The sequence below is a fragment of the Bacillus sp. SJZ110 genome (assembly GCF_006715455.1).
In the GTDB taxonomy this organism is placed as follows: Bacteria; Bacillota; Bacilli; order Bacillales; family Bacillaceae; genus Bacillus; species Bacillus subtilis.
Map to the genome: position 1 here is coordinate 169,319 of NZ_VFNF01000005.1, position 23,369 is coordinate 192,687.

Sequence of the window (23,369 nt, forward strand, 5' to 3'; positions counted from 1 at the left end):
TCGACAAATGCCGGCAGAAAAGCCGGAACTTTGTTTTATATTATAGAAAAAGTGAGGGTTTTCCATGTTCCATGTCGAAAAACAATCTGGAGATAAAGAAAAAGGCTATCAGCTTCTGCTAAAACAGCTCGAAGCCATGACCGAAGACGAAACAGACCAAATAGCTAACTATGCAAATGCCTCAGCACTGCTGTATCATTCGCTGCCTGAAGTCAACTGGGCAGGTTTCTATTTTGCCAAAGAAGAGGATGGACAGCTTGTGTTAGGTCCGTTCCAAGGCCTGCCGGCATGTGTTCGGATTCCTTTCGGCAGAGGGGTTTGCGGCACAGCGTACGCAAACGGAAAAGTGGAACGTGTTGAGGATGTAAACGCGTTTCCTGGACATATCGCCTGCGATGCAGCGTCTCAATCAGAAATTGTGCTTCCGATTCGTGTAGACGGAAAAATTGTCGGCGTCTTGGACATCGACAGCCCAGTGAAAAACCGTTTCGACGAAATTGATGAAAAATACTTAACTCAATTTGCCGAAACGCTAGAAAAAGCGTTAGCGCAGTAATATAAAAGCCCAAAACTGATATCGTTTTGGGCTTTTTTTATTTTATTGAGTCATGAATCATCAAGCGGTTTTTCCCGCTCCGTTTCGCGCTGTAGAGCGCTTCATCTGCCTCATGCACAAGCTCTTTCAGCGACTTTTTTGTTTCTGTCGTCCAGCAGGATATACCGCAGGAAATGGTTACCTCGGGTTTCGTATTTTTTCTGACCGCATAAACCAGTCGCTCAGTAATCCGTTTCCCCACTGCAACCGGCACATTTGGCAAATAAATCGCCAGCTCCTCGCCTCCCCAGCGGGCACCGACATCATGCTTTCGGATGTTGCTTTTAATCACTGAAGCGACTTGAATTAAAATCTCGTCCCCAGTCTGATGGCCGTACGTATCATTTACATTTTTAAAATTATCAATATCAACAAGAATAAAAACACCCTTTTGGTGGATTTTCATGCTGTATTGAATTTTTTCATCTAAATACACTCGTGAATACAGTTCAGTCAGCTGATCTGTTTTCACAAGGTGCTCAAGACGGTCGCGAAGCATTGAATTGGTTACAGCCAGTGTCGCGTGATGAATCAGCGCCTGAAACAGCTTGTACATTTCAAATGTAAAAGCGTACAGCTCCTGTTTCAATAAAACCGCAAAGCCCAGAAGCCGGTCGTTTTGAATCATCGGAGCAGCCATCAGCGAGCCGTACCCCGCCTTCCCAAAAACAGACTGGCCATTCCCGATGAAAACCCCTTTTTCACCTTCATACAGCTTTTCTTTCAGCTCATTATAAAAATCTGACGGTTTCGCTTCTTTAAAAAATGCTGTGCTGCCTGGAAGCAATGTTAGGTTTTCAAAATGGTCTATATGAAAAAATCCCACTTCTTCTGCCTGAAACGATTCTGCCATTCTCACAGCCAGATCATTCATTGTATCAGTCAGTGTCAGCCGCTGATTCAGGCGGCGTGATGTTTCATTAATCAATTCCAAATTTGCGATGCTTGCTTTGGATTGTTCGTAGAGCTGGGCATTTTCAAACGCTTTTCCCGCCGCGTTTGCTAACAGCGACATTTCATCAAGGCAGGCATCAGTAAGAAAGCTGTCACCCGTTCCCTCAGCCTTCAACACCCCGTATGTGCCCTGCTGTCCTTTGATCGGAATATAGGCGACAGATTCATTTTTCCGCAAAATGTCTCCGGACAAATACACTTTGAGCGCAAAGGAATCGGATTTTTCCCCTTCCATATACAGCTCTTTTGCAGGTATCCCTAAACATTGGTCTTGATCGTGCGATATAAATAAAGAAAACTCAAAAAGAGAAAATGTGCTGGTCAAGCTTTCTAAAAGCTGCTTCAGCACATCTGTCTGATCAAGCAGTGAATGGAACAGCTCTGTCATTTTGTATATCTTTTTTTGGTAGATCGTTTTGTTATAGAGTCTTTCCTGTTTCATCGACTGGTTTAAAAATGAAGCAACCACGTCCGGAAGCCCTTCAGGAATCTCTTCATCCTGCCTGCACGCAAGATGGAAACGCCTGCCGGAGCCATCCTCAATCAGATAACATGAAGCGTTTATTTTTGAAGCGGAAAAACGCGCTTCACCATCTGCCAGTTTTGTCACAAAGTCTGATGGTGACGGTGTAAGCGAAACACAAAGGGTTGAAAAATAGGTTTGAATAGCCGAAGTCAGCCATATGAAAGAGTCGGTGAATGTGACTTTTTCAGATTTGGTTAATAAAAAATCGAGCATATGATAATGAAAGGCGGATAATTGATCTTTAGTTTGTTCTACCATGTTTTTATCACCTAAAAGTTTACCACTAATTTTTGTTTATTATATCATAAACGGTGAAGCAATAATGGAGGAATGGTTGACTTCAAAACAAATAAATTATATAATGACCTTTGTGTGAAATATTGCAGCCTTTTTGTTCAGCTTCTATGTTTTCATTTTGTTCCTTATCAATAAGGTGTATCGTGTAACTCTCTGCTGCTGGAGCGAGGATACATGAAAACAAAATGTGCATGGTCGAATAGAGCAGACGGTTTTTATTTTCCACAAAAATAAAACCAAAGGAGGAGTCACATTATGGCTCGCTATACAGGTCCATCTTGGAAACTGTCCCGCCGTCTAGGAATCTCTCTTAGCGGTACAGGAAAAGAATTAGAAAAACGCCCTTACGCTCCAGGTCCCCACGGTCCAGGACAACGTAAAAAATTATCAGAATACGGTTTGCAATTGCAAGAAAAGCAAAAGCTTCGTCACATGTACGGTGTAAACGAACGTCAATTCCGCACTTTGTTTGACAAAGCTGGCAAACTAGCTGGTAAACACGGTGAAAACTTCATGATTCTTTTAGATTCTCGTCTTGATAACGTTGTGTACAAGCTAGGTTTAGCACGTACTCGCCGTCAAGCTCGCCAATTGGTTAACCACGGTCACATTCTTGTAGACGGAAGCCGCGTTGACATCCCGTCTTACCTTGTGAAACCTGGTCAAACAATCGGTGTTCGCGAAAAATCAAGAAACCTTTCTATCATCAAAGAATCTGTTGAAGTGAACAACTTCGTTCCTGAATACCTTACTTTCGACGCCGAAAAGCTTGAAGGTACTTTCACTCGTCTTCCTGAGCGTTCTGAACTTGCTCCGGAAATTAACGAAGCGCTTATCGTTGAGTTCTACTCTCGTTAATCGTTTTAAAAACCCCTGCCGCTATGCGGTCGGGGTTTTTTTATCGTCTGTTTCGTCATTCGCCTCTTGCTGGCCAACACTATCTTGCGCCTGCTGATCCCAGTAATCCTGCTGCAGCCGTTCTTTTGCAATCGTACACATGAGATTCACACTTTAGCGCTCCTTTCATTTAAAAGGTGGTGATTGGTCGTGTTTGCCCTATCTAATATACTCTTTTCCTTTCATTCCTATGCGGTAAACAAAAAGATCCTTTGCCTTCAGTGGCAAAGGATCTTTTTCTTATTTATACGTCACAAGGAAGTATTTTTTCTTCCCGCGGCGCAGAACAGTAAATTGATTTTCGATACGGTCTTCTGCTGATAGAGTATAATTTATTTCCGTCTGGCGTTCGCCGTTAATGTAAACAGCTCCATTTTGGATGTCTTCACGCGCTTGGCGTTTAGAAGGAGATAATTTAGATTGCACCAACACATCTACAAGTGAAAGCTCTTGGCTGCTGTCAACTTCCATAGAAGGAACATCTTTAAAGCCTACTTTTACGTCTTGAGCAGAAAGCTCTTTAATATTGCCGCTGAACAGCGCTTGGGAGATGTTGATGGCTTGCTCCAGCGCCTCGCGTCCGTGAACAAGCGATGTCACTTCTTCTGCCAGGCGTTTTTGCGCTTCACGTTTTTCTGGCGCCGTTTCTGTTTTTTCAGCGTACGCTTCAATTTCCTCTTTTGAAAGGAACGTAAAGTATTTCAAGTATTTGACAACGTCACGGTCGTCTGTGTTGATCCAGAATTGATAGAATTCATATGGCGATGTTTTTTCTTTATCAAGCCAGATCGCACCGCCTTCCGTTTTTCCGAACTTCGTGCCGTCTGCTTTTGTGACAAGCGGAATCGTAAGACCGAACGCTTTTGCTCCTTCTTCTTCCGATTTTCTGATCAGTTCAAGACCGGCTGTGATGTTGCCCCACTGATCGCTTCCGCCGATTTGCAGTTTACAGTTTTTGTCTCTGTAAAGATTTAAGAAATCATAAGATTGAAGAATCATGTAGCTGAATTCCGTGTACGAGATGCCGGATTCAATTCTTGAGCTGACCGTATCTTTTGCCAGCATGTAATTGATGCCGAAATTTTTACCAACGTCACGAAGGAAATCGATCACATTCATTTTGCCGATCCAGTCAAAGTTGTTCGCGATGACAGCTGGGTTTTCCGCTGCTTCAAAATCTAGAAATCTGGACAGCTGGTTTTTGATTTTTTGGGACCATTCGGATACGATGTCAGCAGTGTTTAATGTACGCTCTGCTTTTTTTCCGCTTGGATCACCGATGAGGCCCGTCGCGCCGCCCACAAGCGCAATCGGATGATGCCCTGCAAGCTGAAAACGTCGAAGTGTTAAAATAGGCAGCAGGTGTCCGATATGCAAGCTGTCTGCTGTCGGGTCAAAGCCTGAGTACAAGCGGATTTTTTCTTCATTCAGCTGTTTATTTAACCCTTCTTCATCTGTCATTTGCTGAATCAATCCGCGGAAGGATAAGTCTTCAAGTAAGTTAGTCATAAGATAAAGCTCCTTTTTTGATTAAAATAAAAAACGCCCCTTCGTTTACACGAAGGGACGATTGATTATCGCGGTACCACCCTACTAATAAGAGAATGCAAACATTCGTCTTATCACTTTGCCTGATAACGGATCAGGTCCGTTCTTTCACTACTGAAAGCCTGGCCGGCTTTGTTTGCAAAAGCGGTTCATGAGTGTATTCGATATATCCGTCTGTGCTGATTTTCACCGGCCATCAGCTCTCTGGAACGTAAGGATATTCTACTTGTCTCAATCTTTACCTTTTCATATGAAGCTATATCATTTTTAACATAAATAAAATCCTGTGTCAACGTCGCCTTTTAATCCTCCATTGTTGACAGATCTCCAGCCGGCAGATTAAGCTCCCATGCCTTCAGCACGCGCCTCATGATCTTTCCGCTTCGGGTTTTCGGAAGCTTATCTTTAAATTCGATCTCACGCGGAGCCGCATGGGCTGCAAGACCCTGCTTTACAAATAGGCGGATCTCTTCTTTCAGTTTATCAGACGGCTCAAATCCTTCCCTGAGTGCAATAAAAGCTTTAATGATTTCTCCACGCACCGGGTCAGGCTTTCCGATTACGCCTGCTTCTGCAATAGCCGGATGTTCGACAAGCTTGCTTTCCACTTCAAATGGGCCGACGCGCTCACCGGAGGTCATGATGACGTCATCAACTCTGCCTTGGAACCAAAAGTATCCCTCTTCATCCATGTAAGCAGAATCCCCAGACACATACCAGCCGCCCGGCATGAAATACGATTCATACTTTTCAGGGTTATTCCAAATGGTATGCATCATGGAAGGCCAGCCCTTTTTGATGGCGAGATTGCCCATTCGGTACGGCGGAAGCTCGTTGCCTTGATTGTCAACGATCGCTGCCTCCACTCCTGGAATCGGCTTACCCATTGAACCCGGTTTAATATCCATGCAAGGATAGTTGCAGATAAGCTGACTGCCCGTTTCTGTCATCCACCATGTATCATGAATTCGTTTGTTAAAAACTTTATGTCCCCATCTGATGACTTCCGGATTTAGCGGCTCACCGACACTGAGCACATGCCGGAGTGAAGTTAGATCATATTTCGCAGCCATTTCATCTCCCGCTCCCATCAGCATCCGAAAAGCGGTCGGCGCGCTGTACCAGACATTGACGCCAAGCTGTTCAATCGTACCATACCAGCTTTCCGGGCTGAAACGTCCGCCGACGATGACATTTGTCGCTCCGTTCAGCCACGGTGCAAAAATGCCGTATACCGTACCTGTCACCCAGCCTGGATCAGCCGTGCACCAATAAATGTCTTCTTCCTTTAAATCAAGGACCCACTTTCCTGTTTGATATTGCTGAATCATCGCTTCATGGACATGCAGCACGCCCTTTGGCGTACCAGTGGAACCTGATGTATAGTGAAGCAGAAAGCCGTCTTTTTTATCCATCCATTCGATATCCAGTCTTGTGCTTTCCTGTTTCGCTGCTTCATCATAATTGATGATATTCGTGCCGCTCTCAGCCTCTCCCCCGACTACGAAGACATGCTGCAAGTGAGGCAGTTTGTCTACCGGTATTCTCTCCAGCAGCTCAGGTGTTGTGACAACAACCTTTGCCTCACTGTTTTCAAGCCGATCTTTCACCGCTCCCTCCATAAATGCTTCGAACAGCGGCCCGGCGATGGCGCCAATTTTGATTGCGCCAAGCATAATAAAATAAAGCTCGGGTGATCTCGGCATAAAAATAAAAACGCGGTCCCCTTTTTCCACATTTCCATACCGTCTCAGCACATTCCCGGCTCTGTTTGATTCTTCCTTCATTTCTTTAAATGTGTATTTTTCATCCCTTTTTGCGTCTTTATAATAAAGCGCTACTTTGTTTTTTCGAAACGATTCGGCATGGCGGTCAATCGCTTCATACGCCGCATTCAGTTTCCCTGTCTCATGCCAAGAGAAATGTTTCTCTGCCTCGGCCCAATCAAAATGCCGATACGTTTCTTCATAGTTTTTTAAGTTATGATCCCCCTCTATTGCTGGTAACGCTTTCAAATTCATGCCCAAACATCCCCCTTTGCTGAAGTTGTCACAATTATTATAGTATATATTCATATTCTTCTCAATTTTTAAAATATAAACCATGTTGAAAACGCTTTATAATTTGGTATTCTTAAAGAAGGCATGTATTTTTGATAAGAATTGATGGGACGGTGAATTAGTGGAACATCATAAAACATACCATTCAGCAAACATCAAAACAGCAACCGGCTCTTTACTGATAGAAGGGCCTGTCTCTCCAGAGGATTTGGCAGGTTATGAGTTTCATAAAGATTTAACCGCATTTCGCCCGCCTCGCGAGCAGCATGAAGCGCTAGTCGACATTGCAGGCCTTCCCGAAGGGCGCATTATTATTGCCAGAGACGGCCGAACCATTGTCGGCTATGTCACGTATTTATATCCTGACCCGCTCGAAAGATGGTCTGAAGGAAATATGGAGGATTTGATTGAGCTCGGAGCCATCGAAGTAGCGCCGGACTATCGGGGATGCGCTGTCGGAAAGACGCTCCTGACCGTCAGCATGATGGATGAACAAATGGAAAACTACATTGTGATGACGACAGAATATTACTGGCATTGGGATTTAAAAGGGATGAAAAAAGATGTGTGGGAATACAGAAAGATCATGGAAAAGATGATGAATGCAGGCGGATTGGTCTGGTTTGCAACGGATGAGCCGGAGATCAGCTCCCACCCTGCAAACTGTCTGATGGCCCGCATTGGAAAAAACGTCAGCCAAGAATCAATTGAGCAATTTGACAGGCTCCGTTTTTATCATCGTTATATGTATTAACTGACACTGGCAAAGGGGAAAAAATAATGATTGTTGAGCAAATCATGAAAAGAGATGTCATTACATTAACGAAGACGGATACGCTTGAACAAGCAATATGCAAACTGAAGGAATTCCATATCAGGCATCTGCCTGTTGTAGATGAAGAACGACACGTGATCGGCATGATTACAGACAGAGACATGAAACAGGCCAGCCCGAGTATTTTTGAAGAAAACAAACGAAGCCTATTTCTCACACGAAGCGTAGATTCAATTATGAAAAAGGATGTTGTCTGCGCCCATCCGTTAGATTTTGTCGAAGAAATATCAGCCGTGTTCTACGAGCATGGCATCGGCTGCCTTCCAGTGGTACACCATCAAAAATTAATAGGCATTTTAACAAAAACCGATTTGCTGCGGACGTTTGTCAAATTGACAGGCGCTGACCAGCCGGGATCGCAAATTGAGATAAAAGTAAACGACATCACCAAAAGCCTCGCTGAGATCAGCAGTCTTTGCCAAGACCTTCAAGTGAAAATATTAAGCGTGCTTGTTTATCCGCATGACGATCCCGGTGTAAAAGTGCTTGTCTTCCGTGTAAAAACGATGAATCCGCTGCCGTTTTTGCAGGCATTACAAAGAAATGGACACCACGTCGTATGGCCGTCAGAGCAAAGGGACCTGCTATGAGAGACAGTGTATTTATCTATTCTCCATCCTACCAAACCTATATGTTTCATCAGGAGCATCCCTTTAATCAGCAGCGGGTTCTGTTAACATATGATTTGCTTAAGACGATCAATGCCTTTGATGATGGAGACATTGTCACCCCCAGACTCGCTTCAGAAGAGGAGCTTTCCCTTGTCCACACGGACGATTACATTCAGGCCGTAAAGCTTGCGGGCGCCGGAAAGCTTCCCGCTGAAGAAGGAGAAAGCTACGGGCTCGGCACTGAAGACACACCCGTCTTTGCCGGCATGCACGAAGCGGCATCACTCTTGGTCGGCGGCACTTTAACGGCCGCAGACTGGGTCATGTCAGGACAAGCCCTGCATGCGGCAAACCTTGGCGGAGGGCTTCATCACGGCTTTCGTGGGAGAGCTTCAGGGTTTTGCATATATAATGACAGCGCTGTGGCGATTCAATATATCCAGAAAAAATACAGATCCAGGGTACTTTATATTGATACCGACGCCCACCACGGGGACGGTGTGCAATTTACCTTTTACGATAATCCTGACGTATGCACGCTGTCCATTCATGAAACAGGAAGGTATTTATTCCCTGGAACCGGTCAGATCCAAGAAAAAGGCAGCGGAAAAGGATATGGCTATTCCTTTAATATCCCGCTTGACGCTTTTACAGAGGATGATTCTTTTCTTGAGGCTTACCGGACAGCAGCTTCAGAAGTCGCCGCTTATTTCAAGCCCGATGTCATTATCAGCCAAAACGGCGCCGATGCCCATTACTACGACCCGCTGACGCATTTATCAGCAACAATCAATATATACGAAGAAATCCCCCGTCTTGCACACACTTTGGCTCATCAATATTGCGGAGGGAAATGGATTGCAGTCGGAGGCGGCGGATATGATATTTGGCGTGTCGTGCCCCGCGCCTGGGCCAGAATATGGCTTGAAATGAAGGGAATTGACCCGGGACACGAGATCCCGCCGGAATGGATTGCTAAATGGCAAAAACAATGCCCCGTGGCCCTTCCGTCGAGCTGGAGCGATCCGGCTGATTTATATCCTCCGATTCCCCGCAAGCCTGAAATCACAGAAAAAAATGCCCAAACTGTCAGCAAAGCATTATATGCGATACGTTCTGAACAGCAAAGAACAAAGTAAAAAACGACCTTTACGAAGAGGTCGTTTTTGATTTTTTTATCACTATTTCCACACGCCGATTTTCCTTCATGTGTTCATTTGTCTTGTTATCCTTCACCGGCTTTGTATCCGCATAACCGACAGCAATAAAGCGCTTGGAGGGAAGCTTCTCTTTAGACGTGAAGTATTGAATCACTCCACTTGCCCGTGCTGCTGATAGCTCCCAGTTCGACGGGTATCGGTATGTCGAAATGTTTCGGCTGTCTGTATGCCCCTCCACCTGAATGTCATTTGGAATTGTTTGAAGAAGAACGGCAATTTGGTGAAGAAGTGTTTCGGCATTTTTCAGCACCTTTGCCTCACCTGTATCAAACAGCACAGCCTCCTGAAGAACGAGCACGACACCGCGTTCATCCCGTTTGGCTGTCATTTGGGCCTTTAAATGATTGTCTTTTATATATGTATTTACTTTCTTGAGAAGCTGATCCTGCTGATCCTCTTGGTTCTTCGTATCAGATGGGGATGTATTCTTTTTTTCTATGGATGTTTGGTCCGGCTGAAGCCCGTTGCCTTCCTTCTGGATCGAGTCCACTGCCGCTTTAAATTTTTGCAGATCGATTTGGGACATCGAAAAGAGTAAAATAAAGAACACAAGGATCAAGGTGATCAAATCTGTAAAGGTTACCATCCAGCTGGATGAAGATTGACTGTTTTTTCCGCTTCCATTCCTTCTTTCAAAACGTTCTCTTCTAAGCTTCATGTACAGATCCCTTTTTTGTTTTTACTTGTTTTGGCTGCTTCTGCCATTCTTCCCGTGAGCTGAAAACGACCAGCTGGCTTTCAAGGTTGCGCGGGTTTTTTCCGGATTGAACACCGATAATCCCTTCCACCATTACCTGCTTGATAAAAATTTCACTTTCTGTTTTCTCTTCAAGCTTAGCCGCGATCGGGTTGAAGACCATATTTGCCAGTAATGAACCATATAAAGTCGTCAGAAGCGCAATGGCCATGTTTGGTCCGAGCATATGCGGGTCATTTAAGTTTTTAAGCATCAGCACAAGCCCGACGAGTGTTCCGATCATTCCCCACGCCGGAGCGAATTCTCCCGCTTTTTCAAAAACTCGCCGCCCTTTTCGGTGCCGTTCCTCCATTGCTGCGATTTCTGAATCCATGACGAGCCGAATCGTTTCTTCATCCCAGCCGTCAATCGCTAAAAGCAGCCCTTTTTTCAAGAATGGATCTTTGATTTCCCGAGCCTGATCATCCAATGATAAAAGCCCGTGTTTTCGCGCGTGATCGGAAAGGGAAACAAAGGTTTTCACAAGATCTTTCACATTGTCTTCCTGGCGGATGAATGCCTGCTTTAACACAGAGGGCGCTTTTTTCAGCTCTCTTGGCGGAAAACTGATAAAAACAGCGGCGCAAAGTCCCCCTGTTACGATGAAGAAAGAGGTCAGATCAAGAAAAGAGCGGAAACCGCTTACTCCAGATCCCGAAATAATCCCGATAACAATAATAATCGTTCCTAACACAAATCCAACAGGTGTAAGATAATCAAAACGTTTCATCATTTCTCCCCATGAAAAAAGCAAGAATTCACCATAAAGGTGAAGCTTGCTCTTTGTTTTTCTTATGACTTGGTTGACTTTCTAAGCTCTATACGGTGCGGCAGTTCGACGATATGCTCTTCAACCGGCTCTTTATTCATGAGCTTCGTCAGCAGTCTCATCGCAACGGCGCCGATATCATATGTCGGCTGAACAACTGTTGAAAGCTGCGGACGAACCATGAGGCTTAATCTTGTATTATCAAAACCGATAATGTCGAGATCCTCCGGAATGGATAAGCCCTGATCCTGAGCGGCATGGATAATGCCGAGTGCCATTTCATCAGTTGCAGAAAGAATGGCTGTCGGTTTTTTATCCAGGCTCATCAGATGCTGCAGTGCTTCGAGTCCGGAATCATATGTGTAATCCCCTTCAGCTACAAATTGTTCATTAAACGGAAGGTTCGCTTCTTCAAGCGCACGTTTGTAGCCTTGGAGTTTTTTTGAACGGTTGATCGGTTCTGCCATTGGTCCGGAAACGAATGCGATGTCTGTATGTCCTTTATCAACCAAAAGCTTCACAGCATCATAAATCGCCTGTTCGTAATCGATAGCGACTGACGGTGTTTCCTCCTGCTCTTCTACAGAAGCGGCAAGTACAATCGGCACTGGGGAACGCTTAAATTCCGCCACATGCTCGTCCGTAATGTTTCCGCCCATAAACACGATGCCGTCCACTTGTTTGCCGAGCATTGTGTTTAACAAGTGCAGCTCTTTCTCCATGTTTTGGTCAGAGTTGCTCAAAATAATATTGTATTTATACATTGTCGCGATATCTTCAATTCCGCGTGCAAGCTCTGAATAGAAAATGCTTGAGATATCGGGAATGATGACACCTACAGTTGTTGTTTTTTTACTTGCCAGCCCTCTTGCCACCGCGTTTGGACGGTAACCGAGACGTTCAATGGCTTCCAAGACTTTTTTCCTCGTTGTCGGTTTTACATTCGGGTTGCCGTTCACGACACGGGAAACGGTTGCCATGCTTACATTAGCTTCTCTCGCTACATCGTAGATCGTAATATTGCTCATCCTAAAACCACTCCTTTTACTGGATACACTTATCCTTATCTATAGCATAAACACTTTATGTAGAGAAATGTCATAATGTCCGAATTTATGTCGTTTATGATTTGTAAGCGTAAGTCAGTAGTGTACATTATTTTTCATTATTCATCAAATTTAATTACTTCTCATGAAATTATACACGTTTTTATAGATGATGAAAACGTATACTTGGTTTTTATAACTAAATAAACGAGAAAGCATAAAAAAAGGCCGCAGGCGCGGCCTTTTGGATTGTTCAATTAAGCGTTGACTTTCACCATTGGCTTCAGTTCATTCAGCCATTTTTCGAATTCAGGAATCGCCATTTGCTGAGCAGAGTCAGAAAGTGCGACTGACGGATCAGGGTGAACCTCAGCCATTACGCCATCTGCACCGATCGCTAAAGCGGCTTTAGCTGTCGGAAGCAAGAGGTCACGGCGGCCTGTTGAATGCGTAACATCAACAAAGACTGGCAAATGCGTTTCTTGTTTCAAAATCGGCACAGCTGAAATATCCAGCGTGTTTCTCGTTGCTGTTTCATATGTTCTGATTCCGCGCTCACAAAGGATAATTTGGTCATTTCCTTGTGACATGATGTATTCAGCAGCATTGATGAATTCAGAGATCGTTGCAGCAAGACCGCGCTTCAGAAGCACTGGCTTTTTCACGGCGCCGGCCGCTTTCAGCAATTCGAAGTTTTGCATGTTGCGCGCTCCGATTTGAATGACATCAATGTAGTCCAGCGCTTCTTCGATATGAGCCGGAGTTACGATTTCACTGATAACCGCCAGATCAAATTCATCCGCTACACGTTTTAAAATTTGAAGGCCTTCAACACCAAGCCCTTGGAAATCGTATGGGCTCGTACGAGGCTTAAAGGCTCCACCGCGCAAAATTTTAATCCCTTGTTTTTTCGCAGCTGCAGCGACTTCAGCTACCTGCTCATAGCTCTCTACCGCACATGGGCCGACAATGAATCTTTGCTGGCCGTCTCCGATTTTTTCGCCTTTGATATCAACAATTGTATCTTCAGGTTTTTTCTTGCGGGAGACAAGCAGCGCTTTGCTGTGATCTTCTTCCTGAAGCTCTAAACCGGCTTTGAATATCTCTTTAAAAATGTGCTGGATGGTTGAATTTTCGAACGGCCCGTCATTGTTTTCAATGATATTGTTTAACATTGTGCGTTCTCTGACAGGGTCAAATCGGTTGACACCCTGTGCTTCCTTCGCTTTACCGATCTCTTTTACAACATTTCCGCGTTCGTTGATTAGTTTTAAAATTTGTAGGTTTAATTCGTCTGCTTTCTGCCTTAAAAGCTCTAACTCTGTGTTGCTCATTTTTTTCATCCTTTCCCTGCACATTCATTTTTTATTTTGTAGTTATCATGCATCTTACTATAAGTAATTCCAAATGGAAATACTGAAATACAAAAAATTTTATAAAAACTCTACTTTATTACCCAAACGCTTTTAAGTGATAAAGTAATCTATGAAGCTATCCTACATGATGTGAGGGCAATGTTCAAGGGTTTTTTACAAAAAAAAGCGCCAGATGATATCTGGACGCTTTTTTCTATGACAAATGCTGCTCAATAGCGGCTTCTGTAATTTGTGAATGTGAGGTATGCCATTTCACTTCACCGTTCTGGATGATGAATACCTGAGGGCTTTCATGCTTGACCCCATATGTTTCTGCAATGAAATTGGACAGCGGCCGGGCTTCTTGTACTTGAAGATAGTAAGCCGGCACATCCTCATGCTGATTTGCAAAGGCATCAAACTCATGAAATGCTGCCTGGCTGATCGGGCATGTGGTGCTGTGTTTAAAGAAGACGAAAACGCCTTCCTGTTCTGCAATCCGTTTAAATTCTTCCTCAGATTGAATAAGCTGTTTAGCCATGACTCAAGCTCTTCCTTCCCTGCTCAGCGATTCAACTGCTCAGCCTGTTTTTGTGCATCTTTCAGTTCGTCTTTTACATCTTCTTTCGTCTGGAGGACTTGATCTTTTGTTTCATCGGCTGCCTGCATTGCTTCTTCCCTCATATCCTGCATTGCAGTCGATGAATCCGTTTTGTCAGATTTGGAACGGTCTCTTAAATCCTTTACCTTGTTCATGATCTGCCCAGACTGATCCGCTACAAGCTGTGTGATGTTGGAAGTTTTGTCTTTTGCGATGCTGACATATTGCGTGCCTTTTTCCTTCGCATCTGCCGTCATTTTATCAGTTTTGTCCCGTAAAGCAACAGCTTGGCTGCCAAGATCGTCGCGAAGTTCTTTGCCTGATTTAGGCGCTAGAAAAAGAGCTGTAGTGGCACCGATGATTCCCCCGATTAAAGTTCCGATTAAAAAATCTTTACTATTAATTCCATCTTTGCTCATCATTATTCCTCCTCTTAGTATTTTTTTCTCTTACAGGGCTGATTTTTTCTTTTGCTTCCATTTCTCCCAAATTTCCATTGCTGCTTGACTCCATGTGACAACTTGATTGATCTTATCTTGATTTTCTCTAACTGATGCCGATACAGACCCTGCCGCTTGTTTCATGGATGTATTGAACTGCTGTACAGAAGCTCCCACTCCTTGAACAGCATGAACGACCGTGTTCAGCTTTTCTGATTTTTCCTGAATATCTTCAGCCAGGCGGTTGGTCTTATGTAAAAGCTCGGCTGTTTCAGTTGTGATGCCCTTCATTTGTCCCTCCAGCCCTTCAAGAGTGGATGCGACGTTTTTTAGTGTCAGCTGCAATGACTTCAATGTTTTAGACAAGTAGATCACTAATACGAGAAATGCAACTGCGATGAGTGCAACGCTCAAATAAAGAATAATAATCATCTCAAACCTCCTTGCTGCAGGATATACTGCTGTTTACCCGTTTTCTTCAATCATAAACATGTGTACTGGGCTGTATACATACTATTCTCCGTTATGTAAGAAAATCCTTTAATAAGCTTTCCCATCAGATAAATAAAAAGCAGTGAGATCACTGCTTTTTATTATGCCATGACGTTTTCGTAGGCTCTCATATATTTTTGGATATCTCCTGCTCCCATGAAGATGAGAACGGCTTTATCATGAGCTTTTAAAACAGATGTGTCATCTTCTTCAATCAGCTTGGCATTATGAATTTTTCCCTGGAGATCGCCGATCGTCAGCTTTCCGGCATTCTCACGGGCTGAGCCGAAAATATCGCATAAATACACACAGTCAGCGCCGCTCAGGCTTTCTGCAAATTCGTCAAGGAACTGCTGCGTCCGTGTAAATGTATGAGGCTGAAATACCGCGACAATTTCCCGATCTGGATACTTCTGTCTTGCCGCCTCGATTGTCACTTTTATTTCTGTCGGATGATGGGCATAGTCATCAATCAGCACTTGATCCCCAAGCTGCTTCTCATTGAATCTGCGTTTGACGCCCCCAAAGGATTTGAGAGCATGCTTAATGATGCTGGAATCAATTTCTTCATAATGGCATAACGCAATGACCGCCAATGAGTTTAATACATTGTGGTGGCCGTACGCAGGAATATAAAACGTATCATAGAACGTATTGCGGACAAAGACATCAAAAGTTGTCCCTTCCGTGCTTTTTACGATGTTTCTGGCTTGAAAATCATTTTCTTCCCCCGTGCCGTAATACACAACCGGGACGTTTGCATGGATTTTCGGCAGATGCTCATCGTCTCCGCAGGCAATAATGCCTTTGTTGACTTGAAGAGCCATCTCTTGGAAAGCGTCAAATACATCGTCAATGCTTGAAAAGTAATCAGGGTGATCAAAATCAATATTCGTCATAATCGCATAATCTGGCTGATAGCTTAAGAAATGGCGGCGGTATTCGCACGCTTCAAACACAAAGTATTCGCTGTTTTCATTTCCCTGGCCTGTTCCGTCTCCGATTAAGAAAGACGTCGGTTTTGCGTTTTGGATCACGTGAGCCAGCAGACCCGTAGTCGACGTTTTGCCGTGTGCGCCCGTAACGGCAACACTCGTGAATTTTTTCATGTAGTCGCCTAAAAACTTATGATAACGTATCACCGGAATTCCCTCAGACATCGCTTTTTCTATCTCAGGATGCGTGTCTGGGAATGCGTTTCCGGCGATGACTGTCATGCCGGGTTTAATATTTTCCGCGCTAAAAGGAAGAATCGTAATATTTCTTTTTTCAAGCGCTGTTTGCGTAAAAATAAATTTTTCGATATCCGATCCTTGGACAGTATATCCATTATCATGAAGTATTTGGGCAAGCGGACTCATACCGGTCCCTTTTATTCCAACAAAATGATAAACAGTCATAATTGTACCTCCAACAAACGTCTATCTGTTCCCCAGTATATGACGCTCATTTCAATTTGCGACCGCGGCGGCTGAAAAGCCTCCCTTAGCGGCGTATTTTATATGTTTTGTTATGTTTAGTATCAGGTTATTTCTTTCCGATTAAACCCAGATATCAAGATTTGTCTATGCACAGCTGCTGTAAAGCGGCATAGCTGTTAAATGCTCTAAACACTATCATACCATGTTTGGTGTGAAAATGAACCCATATTATTCGTTTATTAAATCACTTGCTGTGATCAGCACCTCTCGAGGCTTGCTTCCTTTTGCCTCAGAGATCATGCCTTCCGCTTCCATCATGTCGATCAGCCTTGCCGCACGATTGTAACCGATTCTGAATCTTCTTTGCAGGCTTGAAGTGCTCGCACTGTTTTGCTCTACAACAAACTCACACGCTTCGTAAAACAGTTCGTCCTCTTCTTTCAGGGCTGATCCTTGTCTTACGAGCTCTTCTTGTTCAAATAAATAGGTCGGCGGCATTTGGCTTCTGACGTGGGAAACGACGCGGTCGATTTCCCGGTCTGACACAAAGTTACCTTGCAGACGGACCGGTTTTCCCGATCCGTTTTCCAAAAAGAGCATATCCCCTTTTCCGAGAAGCTTTTCTGCACCGGCTATGTCAATAATTGTTCGGGAATCAACCTGGCTTGAGACAGAAAAGGCGATTCTCGTCGGGATATTCGCCTTAATCAGACCTGTTATGACATCGACTGACGGACGCTGAGTTGCGACGAGAAGATGGATACCGCACGCTCTGGCTTTTTGGGCGATCCGCGCAATGCTTTCTTCCACATCGTTTGGAGCCACCATCATCAAATCTGCAAGCTCATCAATAATGACAACTAAATATGGCAGCTTTTCACCCATTTGGTGTTCAGCGGTTAATTGATTAAAGCGGTCAATGTCGCGAACACCTGAATGGGCAAAAAGCTCATAGCGGCGCTCCATTTCCTCAACGACCCATTTCAAAGCAGCTGTAGCCGCTTTAGCATCAGTAATGACCGGGCTGACGAGGTGAGGAATTTTATTGTAAGGGGCCAGCTCTACCATTTTCGGATCAATCAGCAGCACCTTTACCTCACTCGGGTCAGCTTTATAAAGCAGGCTGACTAATATTGTATTGATGCATACGCTTTTTCCGGAGCCTGTAGCGCCGGCAATCAAGCCATGCGGCATTTTCTTCAAGTCGATAACAACAGGATTTCCTGAAATATCTAATCCCAGCGCAGCTGTGAGCGGTGACTTGCTTGTCCTGAAAGCTGAGCTGCGAATCATTTGGCGCAAATCAACCACCTTGCTCGTGCGGTTCGGCACTTCAATTCCGATCGTATTTTTCCCCGGAATCGGCGCTTCAATCCGAATATCTCTCGCTGAAAGACTAAGTTTAATATCATCAGACAAGTTGGTGATTTTATTCACCTTTACACCTGGTTCAGGATGCACTTCAAATCTCGTGACAGACGGACCCTGGGTTACATGGACCACATTGGCGCGGACATTGAAGTTTTTAAAGGTCAAATCAAGAAGCTGACGCTGTTCTTCGATCCACGCAGCATCATCTTGAACCTGCGCTGGCGGGACATCAAGCAGTGCAACATTCGGAAATACATAGCTGCCGCGGCGCTCCTCTGCTTTTTGCTGTTTATGCGTATCTCTTTTCAGCATCATCACATTAAAAGGAACGGATGGCCCTTTTTGAGAAGATGCGTTTTGTTCAGTCCTTTTCGCCTGTACACCAGGCCTTTTTTTCGGCTCTTCTGAAGCTTCGCGAGGTTTGTCTGCGCGAATTTCCTGCCGGTTTTCAAGAGTTGCAGTAAACGATTTGGAACCCTGCTCCAAGCGTTCAGTTTTCTCAAGCTCTGTATGGCTGTCTGGCTGAACATCTATCTTCGTTTCCTGAGCCTCTCCCAGGGTGTCATAATGATTATTTATTATGCTTTCTGATGGCTCTTCTGATTCTTTTGCCACAGTTTCTGCTTGAGCCAGAGCCTCTGATGAATACTCATGATCAGTAAATAAAGGCTCTTCCTGACGAATGTCCATTTGTTCTTCTTGAACGAACGGGGACTCAGCACCTTCTGCCGCGTTTTCATGGTGATTGTATACTGGGCTGTCTGACGGCTCTTTTGCTTTTTCATCCTCAGATACTGACTCAGTCTGAGATTCAGGAGCTGTTTGCTCTTCATCAAGTTCAGCGGAAAAAACAGGCTCTTCAATTTTCTCTGGCTGCTGCTCCCTTTGTTCTTCCTTAGCCGTTGCAGGCTCTTCGCGGCCTACTTCACTGTCTGAAAGCCCTTCAGCCGCCGTATCTGTGAGCATCTCAGGCGGTGTTTGCTCTTCGGCATGTTCAGCTGGGAAGGAAGGCTCCTCTTCTTCCGGCTGTTGAACGCCTGACTCAAATGGCACTTTGTTACCTGACGGCTCGGCTGGCCGTTTCGCCAGCGCCTCATCATTCTCCGTATCCTTTCTGTTTAAAACGCCAGAAGGCTGTTTTTCAAATTGGGTATCCGGGAAGAAAGGACTTTCTTTTTTGGAATGCGCCTGTGTGTCTGAAGCAGGATAGCCGCGTTCACGTTCGATCTCTTCTGACAGCAGTGTTACCTTCTCTTTTACCGATTTATCCGGTTCGTTCAATGTTTCAGAAGGCTTTTTCGGCACATCCTTTTTAACAGATGGTTTTTGATTGAATCCATAGACAGGCGAAGGGATATTTGTCGGTTTAAACGGTTTCTTCGCCGGCTCTGCTGCTTGATATGTATGCTGCTCTTCTTCATTTCTGGGACGCTCTCTGTAAGGTGCAGCACTTGGACGAGGCGCGGATTTCGGTTCGTCCGATGGTGTCCGGCGCCTTCTCAGGTCATGATTTTTGTATCCGTCAGGCACGACTGGAAAACGGAATTTGCCTTTTGGATATTCATAATATATTTTAGGATCTTCCAATCTTTTTAATTGTCCTTCAGGATGATGTACTTCTTGTTGCTGCGGAATTTGAGCGGGTTTTGTCTCCCGTTCAGCATCCTCTTCGCTTTCGCCTAAAAACAAATCAAAAAATTTATGAAGCCAACTCATAATTTATCTCTAACTCCCTTATAGTTTTCTGGGACGGTTTTTAGTATACCACTGCTGGTCGGCCCAGAAAAGATTAAGCTATCAGCAGAAACAAAGCCGCTAAACAAGGGCTTAGCGGCTTTTCACATGATTCGTTTTTTTTGGCGGATTTATGGGAGTCTAAAACTGAAATGCGTCTCCCGCCTCATAGTCTCCTTCTAACACAAGGATTCCTTTTTCAGCAGGGGCATCCGGCAAATCAAGCTCTTTCGCTGAGCAGATCATCCCGCTTGACGGAACGCCGCGAAGCTCTGCATCCTTAATGACAAGTCCGCTAGGCATCACAGCACCGACTTTGGCAACGACAACTTTTTGGCCTTGGTCAACGTTAGGCGCGCCGCAGACGATCTGAAGCGTTTCTTCTCCTACGTTGACTTTACATACGCTTAATTTATCCGCATTCGGATGTTTTTCTTTTGATTCTACATACCCCACAACAAACTTCGGAGATAAATCAACGACTAATGTTTCTTCAACGCCGTTTCTGTTTAAAATCTCATTCACATCTTGCACGAATGTTTCTGAGAGCGCAACAGGGCCGTTTTCATCAATGGTCAAGTAAGAAGACGCGTTGAAAATGTTGAAGCCCGTTGTTTCTTTTGTTTCGTTATTGAAAATTTTGACGACGTCGCCGTGTTTTTCATAGCCTAATTGTTCGCGTGTCACATCTTGAAGAGAGATCAGGAGCGTGTCTCCCACACCTTCTTTATTATAAAAAGCGTTCATAAGTAAAAATCCTTTCTAATCCTTTTTCGGACGGCTTTTCGCCAGGATAAACACCGGTTCCAGCTTTCCTTCATTGTACAAAAATGAAAGGGCGGTAATCGGGACGGTGCCGCCTGCAAAGAAGCTCATCGACATTTGTCCTAGAATATCATACCCCGATTCATTCCGGATGTCAGCAAGAATCAAAACGTCCTGATGAGGAACAGAGATCGCCAGCTCCCCTTCTGCATGCTGCTTATACTCATTTAAGATCGCTTCGTTCAAAATCCGGCTTGCATCGTATCCGTCGTTTGCCCTGAAGAAATAAAAGTAATTGCCGGCAACCGTATCCTCTTTGACAACCGTCGGCAGGGAACGGAGATTAAATGCGGCCGTCTCTCTGATCCGCTCTTTTGTCCAGTTTTCTTTCTCAAGCATGCGCTGGTCAATTAAACGGTAGGTTTTCCCGAGATCTAGCGCGTAATAAATTCTTGTCTCTGCGGTATGATCGTCATAAATGAGCGGGATATCTTCGCTGGACTTGTCCGGGAAGGAAGTCGAGCGGATGACCGGATAAATGCGAGTTTCTTTCCCGGTCATTTCCTGAGCCTTCCCTTCCATTGCCGTCATCGCTTCGGAGACATAGTACACGATCTCATCAATGGCTTCGTCTTTTTTCAGTTCCCATTTTGCAATAATCGGCGGCAAATCGAGTGTAATCCCTTTTTTAGTCGTTTGATCCTCAACACGGAGGGTGTCTTTTTCTCTGTCAAACAGAAAGGAGCGATTCTCGTGCTGAAGGCGCTGCTTCAGTATATCTGACAGCTTCCTTGAGGTCATTTTCAAACCGATGTCCTCCTTTACGCTTTAGCGAGAGAGTCTGTTAAAAACTGTTCAATTTCTTCTTTTGTTTTGCGGTCTTTGCTCACAAAACGATTTACTTCTTTTCCTTCATTAAACACCACAAAGCTTGGGATTCCGTAAATTTCCCACTCTGCACATGTATCAATGAATTTGTCACGGTCTACGTAGTAGTAGGTGAATTCAGGGAAATTCGCTTCCAATTCAGGTAGGAAAGGCTCTACAAAACGGCAATCCGGGCACCAATCGGCTGAAAACATAAATACAGACCAATCATCCTTTACCGCTTTTTCCAGCTCTTGAGTTGATTCAATTTTTTTCATTTCATATCCCTCCAGTTGTTTATGTTCTTACATGTTTTTTATCGATACTCGTCCATTTGGATCATACCAAACTGCTTGAGGCAAAACCACTTATATGCAACGAATGAATATGTAAGATTGGCTTTCCCATTATCATTATCATATTTTATTTGCATTATCAAGTTCGTTTCGTTTAACATCGTGTACATGAGGGTAAAATTTACAGATGGACATACATAAGGAGGGATTTTTATATGGAGTTTATCGTCTATTTAGCAGGAGAAATCCACAGCAATTGGCGCGAGGAAATTAAAGAAAAAACAAAATCACTGAAGCTCCCGATTACGTTTGTTGGCCCGATGGAGAATCATGACCGCTCAGACAATATTGGTGAAGAAATTATGGGCGTACAGCCAAATGCCGTTTTAAAGGATGACAAAGCCTCTGACATCAACAACTTCAGAACCGCCGTCCTGATGAATAAAGCAGACTTTGTGATCGCCCTGTTTGGCGAAAAGTACAAACAGTGGAACACGGCAATGGATGCATCATATGCGATCGCAAAAGGAAAACCCCTGATTATCATCCGGCCGGAATCGCTCCACCATCCTTTAAAAGAGCTTTCCAATAAAGCGAATATTACGGTTGAAACCGTTAACCAAGCCATTAAGGCCCTTTCCTATCTATTTGAAACAGAATAAGAAAAAAGCTTGTCGATCCGGGCTTACTGCTCGTTCAACAAGCTTTTATGAAACCTACATATTTTCTTTAATCGCATCCACCGTCTGCTTATCGCAGGCTGTTGCAAGTTTGATGAGCATTTCTTTAGCAGCAGCATAATCATCAATATGAATGATAGAAGCGTTTGTATGAATATAGCGGGAACATATTCCGATAACCGCTGACGGCACACCGCTGTTCGAAATATGAACCTTGCCTGCGTCTGTTCCCCCGCCGGATACAAAATATTGATATGGAATATCATGCGTTTCAGCCATATCAAGAACGAATTCCCTCATTCCGCGATGCATGACTGTCGTTCTGTCAAGAATGCGCAGCAAAAAGCCTTTTCCAAGCTGGCCGAATTCATTTTTGTCTCCGCTCATATCGTTTGCCGGGCTGGCGTCAAGGGCGAAAAACAAGTCCGGTCTAATCATATGAGAAGCCGTCTGCGCGCCCCTTAGCCCTACTTCTTCCTGAACCGTTGCACCCGCATAGAGTGTATTCGGAAGCTCTTTACCGTGTAATTCCTTCAGAAGTTCAATGCTTAAGCCGCATCCATATCTGTTATCCCATGCTTTTGATAAAATTTTCTTTTCATTCGCCATCGTCGTAAACGGACAAACAGGCACAATCTGCTGTCCCGGTTTAATGCCGATTTTGATGGCGTCTTCCTTATCATCCGCTCCAATGTCGATCATCATGTTTTTGATATCCATCGGACGGTTTCGCTGCGCATCTGTCAATAAATGCGGCGGTATGCTTGAAATCACACCCGGAACCGGCCCGTTATCTGTTTGAATTTCAACCTGCTGCGCAAGCAAAACCTGGCTCCACCAGCCTCCGAGCGTCTGGAACCTGAGCAGCCCGTTGTCTGTAATGGATGTCACCATGAAGCCGACTTCGTCCATGTGCCCGGCTACCATAATTCTCGGTGCGTCCTCTGCGCCTCGTCTGACTCCGAAAACACTTCCCAGTCTGTCCTGAACGATGTCATCGGCATATTTGGCTAGCTCCTGCTTCATAAAAGCACGAACCTGATGCTCATTGCCCGGCGCGCCGGGAAGCTGCGTCAGTGTTTGGAAAAGCGCTTTCGTTTCTTGATTCATGTTTTTCCCTCATTTCTATGTAGTCCTTTTATTTTATTAGAAACAATGAAGTTTTCCAAGCACCCTGACCCAATCTGCTCGATCAGCCGCGTATTGCTTAACAGGATTTGGCTGTTTCTGTATAATGAAAAGTACGATCAACC

General features: G+C 44.5%; 24 protein-coding genes and 1 other annotated feature. Of the genes, 6 read left to right on the plus strand and 18 right to left on the minus strand.

The features are described 5' to 3' along the window. Positions 1–64: 64 nt before the first annotated feature. Positions 65–556, plus strand: a complete 492-nt coding sequence (locus FB592_RS15570; RefSeq protein ID WP_015714522.1) for a GAF domain-containing protein — start codon at positions 65–67, stop codon at positions 554–556. Positions 557–593: 37 nt separating this feature from the next. Here FB592_RS15570 and FB592_RS15575 read toward each other — a convergent pair whose 3' ends face one another. Then, on the minus strand, positions 594–2,333 hold the full coding sequence (locus tag FB592_RS15575) for a diguanylate cyclase domain-containing protein (protein WP_021480316.1): 1,740 nt from the start codon (positions 2,331–2,333) through the stop codon (positions 594–596). A gap of 294 nt (positions 2,334–2,627) precedes the next feature. On the opposite strand from FB592_RS15575, the gene rpsD reads away from it, so the two are divergent. Continuing rightward, positions 2,628–3,230 carry a 30S ribosomal protein S4 gene (gene rpsD / locus FB592_RS15585; protein ID WP_003229304.1) on the plus strand — a complete coding sequence of 201 codons (603 nt, stop codon included), beginning with the start codon at positions 2,628–2,630 and terminating at the stop codon, positions 3,228–3,230. A gap of 21 nt (positions 3,231–3,251) precedes the next feature. Here the strand turns inward: rpsD and sr7p are convergent, their stop codons facing one another. The 3 genes from sr7p to acsA form a co-directional block, all read right to left on the minus strand. Beyond that, on the minus strand, positions 3,252–3,380 hold the full coding sequence (gene sr7p / locus FB592_RS21165; RefSeq protein WP_015714524.1) for a small protein SR7P: 129 nt from the start codon (positions 3,378–3,380) through the stop codon (positions 3,252–3,254). Positions 3,381–3,509: 129 nt separating this feature from the next. Next, positions 3,510–4,778, minus strand: a complete 1,269-nt coding sequence (tyrS, locus tag FB592_RS15590; RefSeq protein ID WP_024571561.1) for a tyrosine--tRNA ligase — start codon at positions 4,776–4,778, stop codon at positions 3,510–3,512. Positions 4,779–4,828: 50 nt separating this feature from the next. Beyond that, positions 4,829–5,065: a binding site (T-box leader), on the minus strand. Between the two features lie 54 nt (positions 5,066–5,119). Further along, the gene (acsA, locus tag FB592_RS15595) at positions 5,120–6,838 is read right to left on the minus strand and encodes an acetate--CoA ligase (protein ID WP_004399030.1); all 1,719 of its coding nucleotides are present in this window, start codon (positions 6,836–6,838) and stop codon (positions 5,120–5,122) included. Between the two features lie 160 nt (positions 6,839–6,998). On the opposite strand from acsA, the gene acuA reads away from it, so the two are divergent. From acuA to FB592_RS15610, 3 genes are read left to right on the plus strand one after another with little or no spacing between them, the layout of a single operon-like run. After that, the gene (acuA, locus tag FB592_RS15600) at positions 6,999–7,631 is read left to right on the plus strand and encodes an acetoin utilization protein acetyltransferase AcuA (RefSeq protein WP_003229296.1); all 633 of its coding nucleotides are present in this window, start codon (positions 6,999–7,001) and stop codon (positions 7,629–7,631) included. 26 nt (positions 7,632–7,657) lie between these two features. Further along, positions 7,658–8,302 (plus strand): acetoin utilization AcuB family protein, encoded by a 645-nt coding sequence (locus tag FB592_RS15605; protein ID WP_086344203.1) that lies wholly within the window; start codon positions 7,658–7,660, stop codon positions 8,300–8,302. Further along, complete coding sequence (locus FB592_RS15610; RefSeq protein WP_015714526.1) at positions 8,299–9,462, plus strand: acetoin utilization protein AcuC; 1,164 nt, start codon at positions 8,299–8,301, stop codon at positions 9,460–9,462. The genes FB592_RS15605 and FB592_RS15610 overlap by 4 nt, the downstream gene beginning before the upstream one ends. Positions 9,463–9,472: 10 nt before the next feature. On the opposite strand, the gene motS is transcribed toward FB592_RS15610, so the two are convergent. From motS to FB592_RS15675, 13 genes are all read right to left on the minus strand, one after another. Beyond that, positions 9,473–10,201, minus strand: a complete 729-nt coding sequence (motS, locus tag FB592_RS15615; protein WP_141949747.1) for a flagellar motor protein MotS — start codon at positions 10,199–10,201, stop codon at positions 9,473–9,475. Further along, the gene (motP, locus tag FB592_RS15620) at positions 10,191–11,009 is read right to left on the minus strand and encodes a flagellar motor protein MotP (protein WP_014477672.1); all 819 of its coding nucleotides are present in this window, start codon (positions 11,007–11,009) and stop codon (positions 10,191–10,193) included. The genes motS and motP overlap by 11 nt, the downstream gene beginning before the upstream one ends. Positions 11,010–11,071: 62 nt before the next feature. Beyond that, positions 11,072–12,076 (minus strand): catabolite control protein A, encoded by a 1,005-nt coding sequence (ccpA, locus tag FB592_RS15625; RefSeq protein ID WP_003229285.1) that lies wholly within the window; start codon positions 12,074–12,076, stop codon positions 11,072–11,074. Between the two features lie 275 nt (positions 12,077–12,351). Further along, positions 12,352–13,428 (minus strand): bifunctional 3-deoxy-7-phosphoheptulonate synthase/chorismate mutase, encoded by a 1,077-nt coding sequence (locus FB592_RS15630; RefSeq protein ID WP_003223454.1) that lies wholly within the window; start codon positions 13,426–13,428, stop codon positions 12,352–12,354. A 235-nt stretch (positions 13,429–13,663) separates the two neighbouring features. Beyond that, complete coding sequence (gene ytxJ / locus FB592_RS15635; RefSeq protein ID WP_015714529.1) at positions 13,664–13,990, minus strand: bacillithiol system redox-active protein YtxJ; 327 nt, start codon at positions 13,988–13,990, stop codon at positions 13,664–13,666. 23 nt (positions 13,991–14,013) lie between these two features. Next, on the minus strand, positions 14,014–14,469 hold the full coding sequence (locus tag FB592_RS15640; RefSeq protein ID WP_004398549.1) for a YtxH domain-containing protein: 456 nt from the start codon (positions 14,467–14,469) through the stop codon (positions 14,014–14,016). A gap of 30 nt (positions 14,470–14,499) precedes the next feature. Next, on the minus strand, positions 14,500–14,922 hold the full coding sequence (locus tag FB592_RS15645) for a DUF948 domain-containing protein (protein ID WP_003229276.1): 423 nt from the start codon (positions 14,920–14,922) through the stop codon (positions 14,500–14,502). Positions 14,923–15,083: 161 nt separating this feature from the next. Then, positions 15,084–16,382, minus strand: coding sequence for a UDP-N-acetylmuramate--L-alanine ligase (gene murC / locus FB592_RS15650; RefSeq protein WP_003229274.1), 1,299 nt, complete (start codon positions 16,380–16,382; stop codon positions 15,084–15,086). A 249-nt stretch (positions 16,383–16,631) separates the two neighbouring features. Continuing rightward, positions 16,632–19,490, minus strand: a complete 2,859-nt coding sequence (sftA, locus tag FB592_RS15655) for a DNA translocase SftA (protein WP_072173623.1) — start codon at positions 19,488–19,490, stop codon at positions 16,632–16,634. Between the two features lie 159 nt (positions 19,491–19,649). Beyond that, complete coding sequence (gene ytpR, locus FB592_RS15660) at positions 19,650–20,255, minus strand: YtpR family tRNA-binding protein (RefSeq protein ID WP_003229269.1); 606 nt, start codon at positions 20,253–20,255, stop codon at positions 19,650–19,652. A gap of 15 nt (positions 20,256–20,270) precedes the next feature. Continuing rightward, entirely contained in the window at positions 20,271–21,080 is an 810-nt protein-coding gene (locus FB592_RS15665) for a DUF1444 domain-containing protein (RefSeq protein WP_009967991.1), read from the minus strand. Positions 21,081–21,094: 14 nt separating this feature from the next. Further along, entirely contained in the window at positions 21,095–21,418 is a 324-nt protein-coding gene (locus FB592_RS15670) for a thioredoxin family protein (RefSeq protein WP_003229265.1), read from the minus strand. Between the two features lie 38 nt (positions 21,419–21,456). Further along, positions 21,457–21,573 (minus strand): hypothetical protein, encoded by a 117-nt coding sequence (locus FB592_RS15675; protein WP_004399150.1) that lies wholly within the window; start codon positions 21,571–21,573, stop codon positions 21,457–21,459. A gap of 78 nt (positions 21,574–21,651) precedes the next feature. Between FB592_RS15675 and FB592_RS15680 the strand changes: the two genes are divergently transcribed. Beyond that, a complete protein-coding gene (locus FB592_RS15680; protein WP_003229263.1) occupies positions 21,652–22,098 on the plus strand; it encodes a YtoQ family protein in 447 nt (148 codons plus the stop codon). 54 nt (positions 22,099–22,152) lie between these two features. On the opposite strand, the gene FB592_RS15685 is transcribed toward FB592_RS15680, so the two are convergent. Continuing rightward, a complete protein-coding gene (locus tag FB592_RS15685; RefSeq protein WP_141949749.1) occupies positions 22,153–23,226 on the minus strand; it encodes a M42 family metallopeptidase in 1,074 nt (357 codons plus the stop codon). Positions 23,227–23,369: the final 143 nt, after the last annotated feature.

Coding starts and splice junctions, on each gene's coding strand:
- murC (WP_003229274.1), bottom strand. CDS start 16,382: ATGACTGTTTATCATTTTGTTGGAATAAAAGGGACCGGTATGAGTCCG.
- FB592_RS15675 (WP_004399150.1), bottom strand. CDS start 21,573: ATGCAAATAAAATATGATAATGATAATGGGAAAGCCAATCTTACATAT.
- FB592_RS15645 (WP_003229276.1), bottom strand. CDS start 14,922: ATGATTATTATTCTTTATTTGAGCGTTGCACTCATCGCAGTTGCATTT.
- ytxJ (WP_015714529.1), bottom strand. CDS start 13,990: ATGGCTAAACAGCTTATTCAATCTGAGGAAGAATTTAAACGGATTGCA.
- sftA (WP_072173623.1), bottom strand. CDS start 19,490: ATGAGTTGGCTTCATAAATTTTTTGATTTGTTTTTAGGCGAAAGCGAA.
- rpsD (WP_003229304.1), top strand. CDS start 2,628: ATGGCTCGCTATACAGGTCCATCTTGGAAACTGTCCCGCCGTCTAGGA.
- ytpR (WP_003229269.1), bottom strand. CDS start 20,255: ATGAACGCTTTTTATAATAAAGAAGGTGTGGGAGACACGCTCCTGATC.
- FB592_RS15610 (WP_015714526.1), top strand. CDS start 8,299: ATGAGAGACAGTGTATTTATCTATTCTCCATCCTACCAAACCTATATG.
- ccpA (WP_003229285.1), bottom strand. CDS start 12,076: ATGAGCAATATTACGATCTACGATGTAGCGAGAGAAGCTAATGTAAGC.
- FB592_RS15640 (WP_004398549.1), bottom strand. CDS start 14,469: ATGAGCAAAGATGGAATTAATAGTAAAGATTTTTTAATCGGAACTTTA.
- motP (WP_014477672.1), bottom strand. CDS start 11,009: ATGAAACGTTTTGATTATCTTACACCTGTTGGATTTGTGTTAGGAACG.
- FB592_RS15575 (WP_021480316.1), bottom strand. CDS start 2,333: ATGGTAGAACAAACTAAAGATCAATTATCCGCCTTTCATTATCATATG.
- tyrS (WP_024571561.1), bottom strand. CDS start 4,778: ATGACTAACTTACTTGAAGACTTATCCTTCCGCGGATTGATTCAGCAA.
- FB592_RS15570 (WP_015714522.1), top strand. CDS start 65: ATGTTCCATGTCGAAAAACAATCTGGAGATAAAGAAAAAGGCTATCAG.
- FB592_RS15685 (WP_141949749.1), bottom strand. CDS start 23,226: ATGAATCAAGAAACGAAAGCGCTTTTCCAAACACTGACGCAGCTTCCC.
- FB592_RS15680 (WP_003229263.1), top strand. CDS start 21,652: ATGGAGTTTATCGTCTATTTAGCAGGAGAAATCCACAGCAATTGGCGC.
- acsA (WP_004399030.1), bottom strand. CDS start 6,838: ATGAATTTGAAAGCGTTACCAGCAATAGAGGGGGATCATAACTTAAAA.
- FB592_RS15605 (WP_086344203.1), top strand. CDS start 7,658: ATGATTGTTGAGCAAATCATGAAAAGAGATGTCATTACATTAACGAAG.
- motS (WP_141949747.1), bottom strand. CDS start 10,201: ATGAAGCTTAGAAGAGAACGTTTTGAAAGAAGGAATGGAAGCGGAAAA.
- FB592_RS15630 (WP_003223454.1), bottom strand. CDS start 13,428: ATGAGCAACACAGAGTTAGAGCTTTTAAGGCAGAAAGCAGACGAATTA.
- FB592_RS15670 (WP_003229265.1), bottom strand. CDS start 21,418: ATGAAAAAAATTGAATCAACTCAAGAGCTGGAAAAAGCGGTAAAGGAT.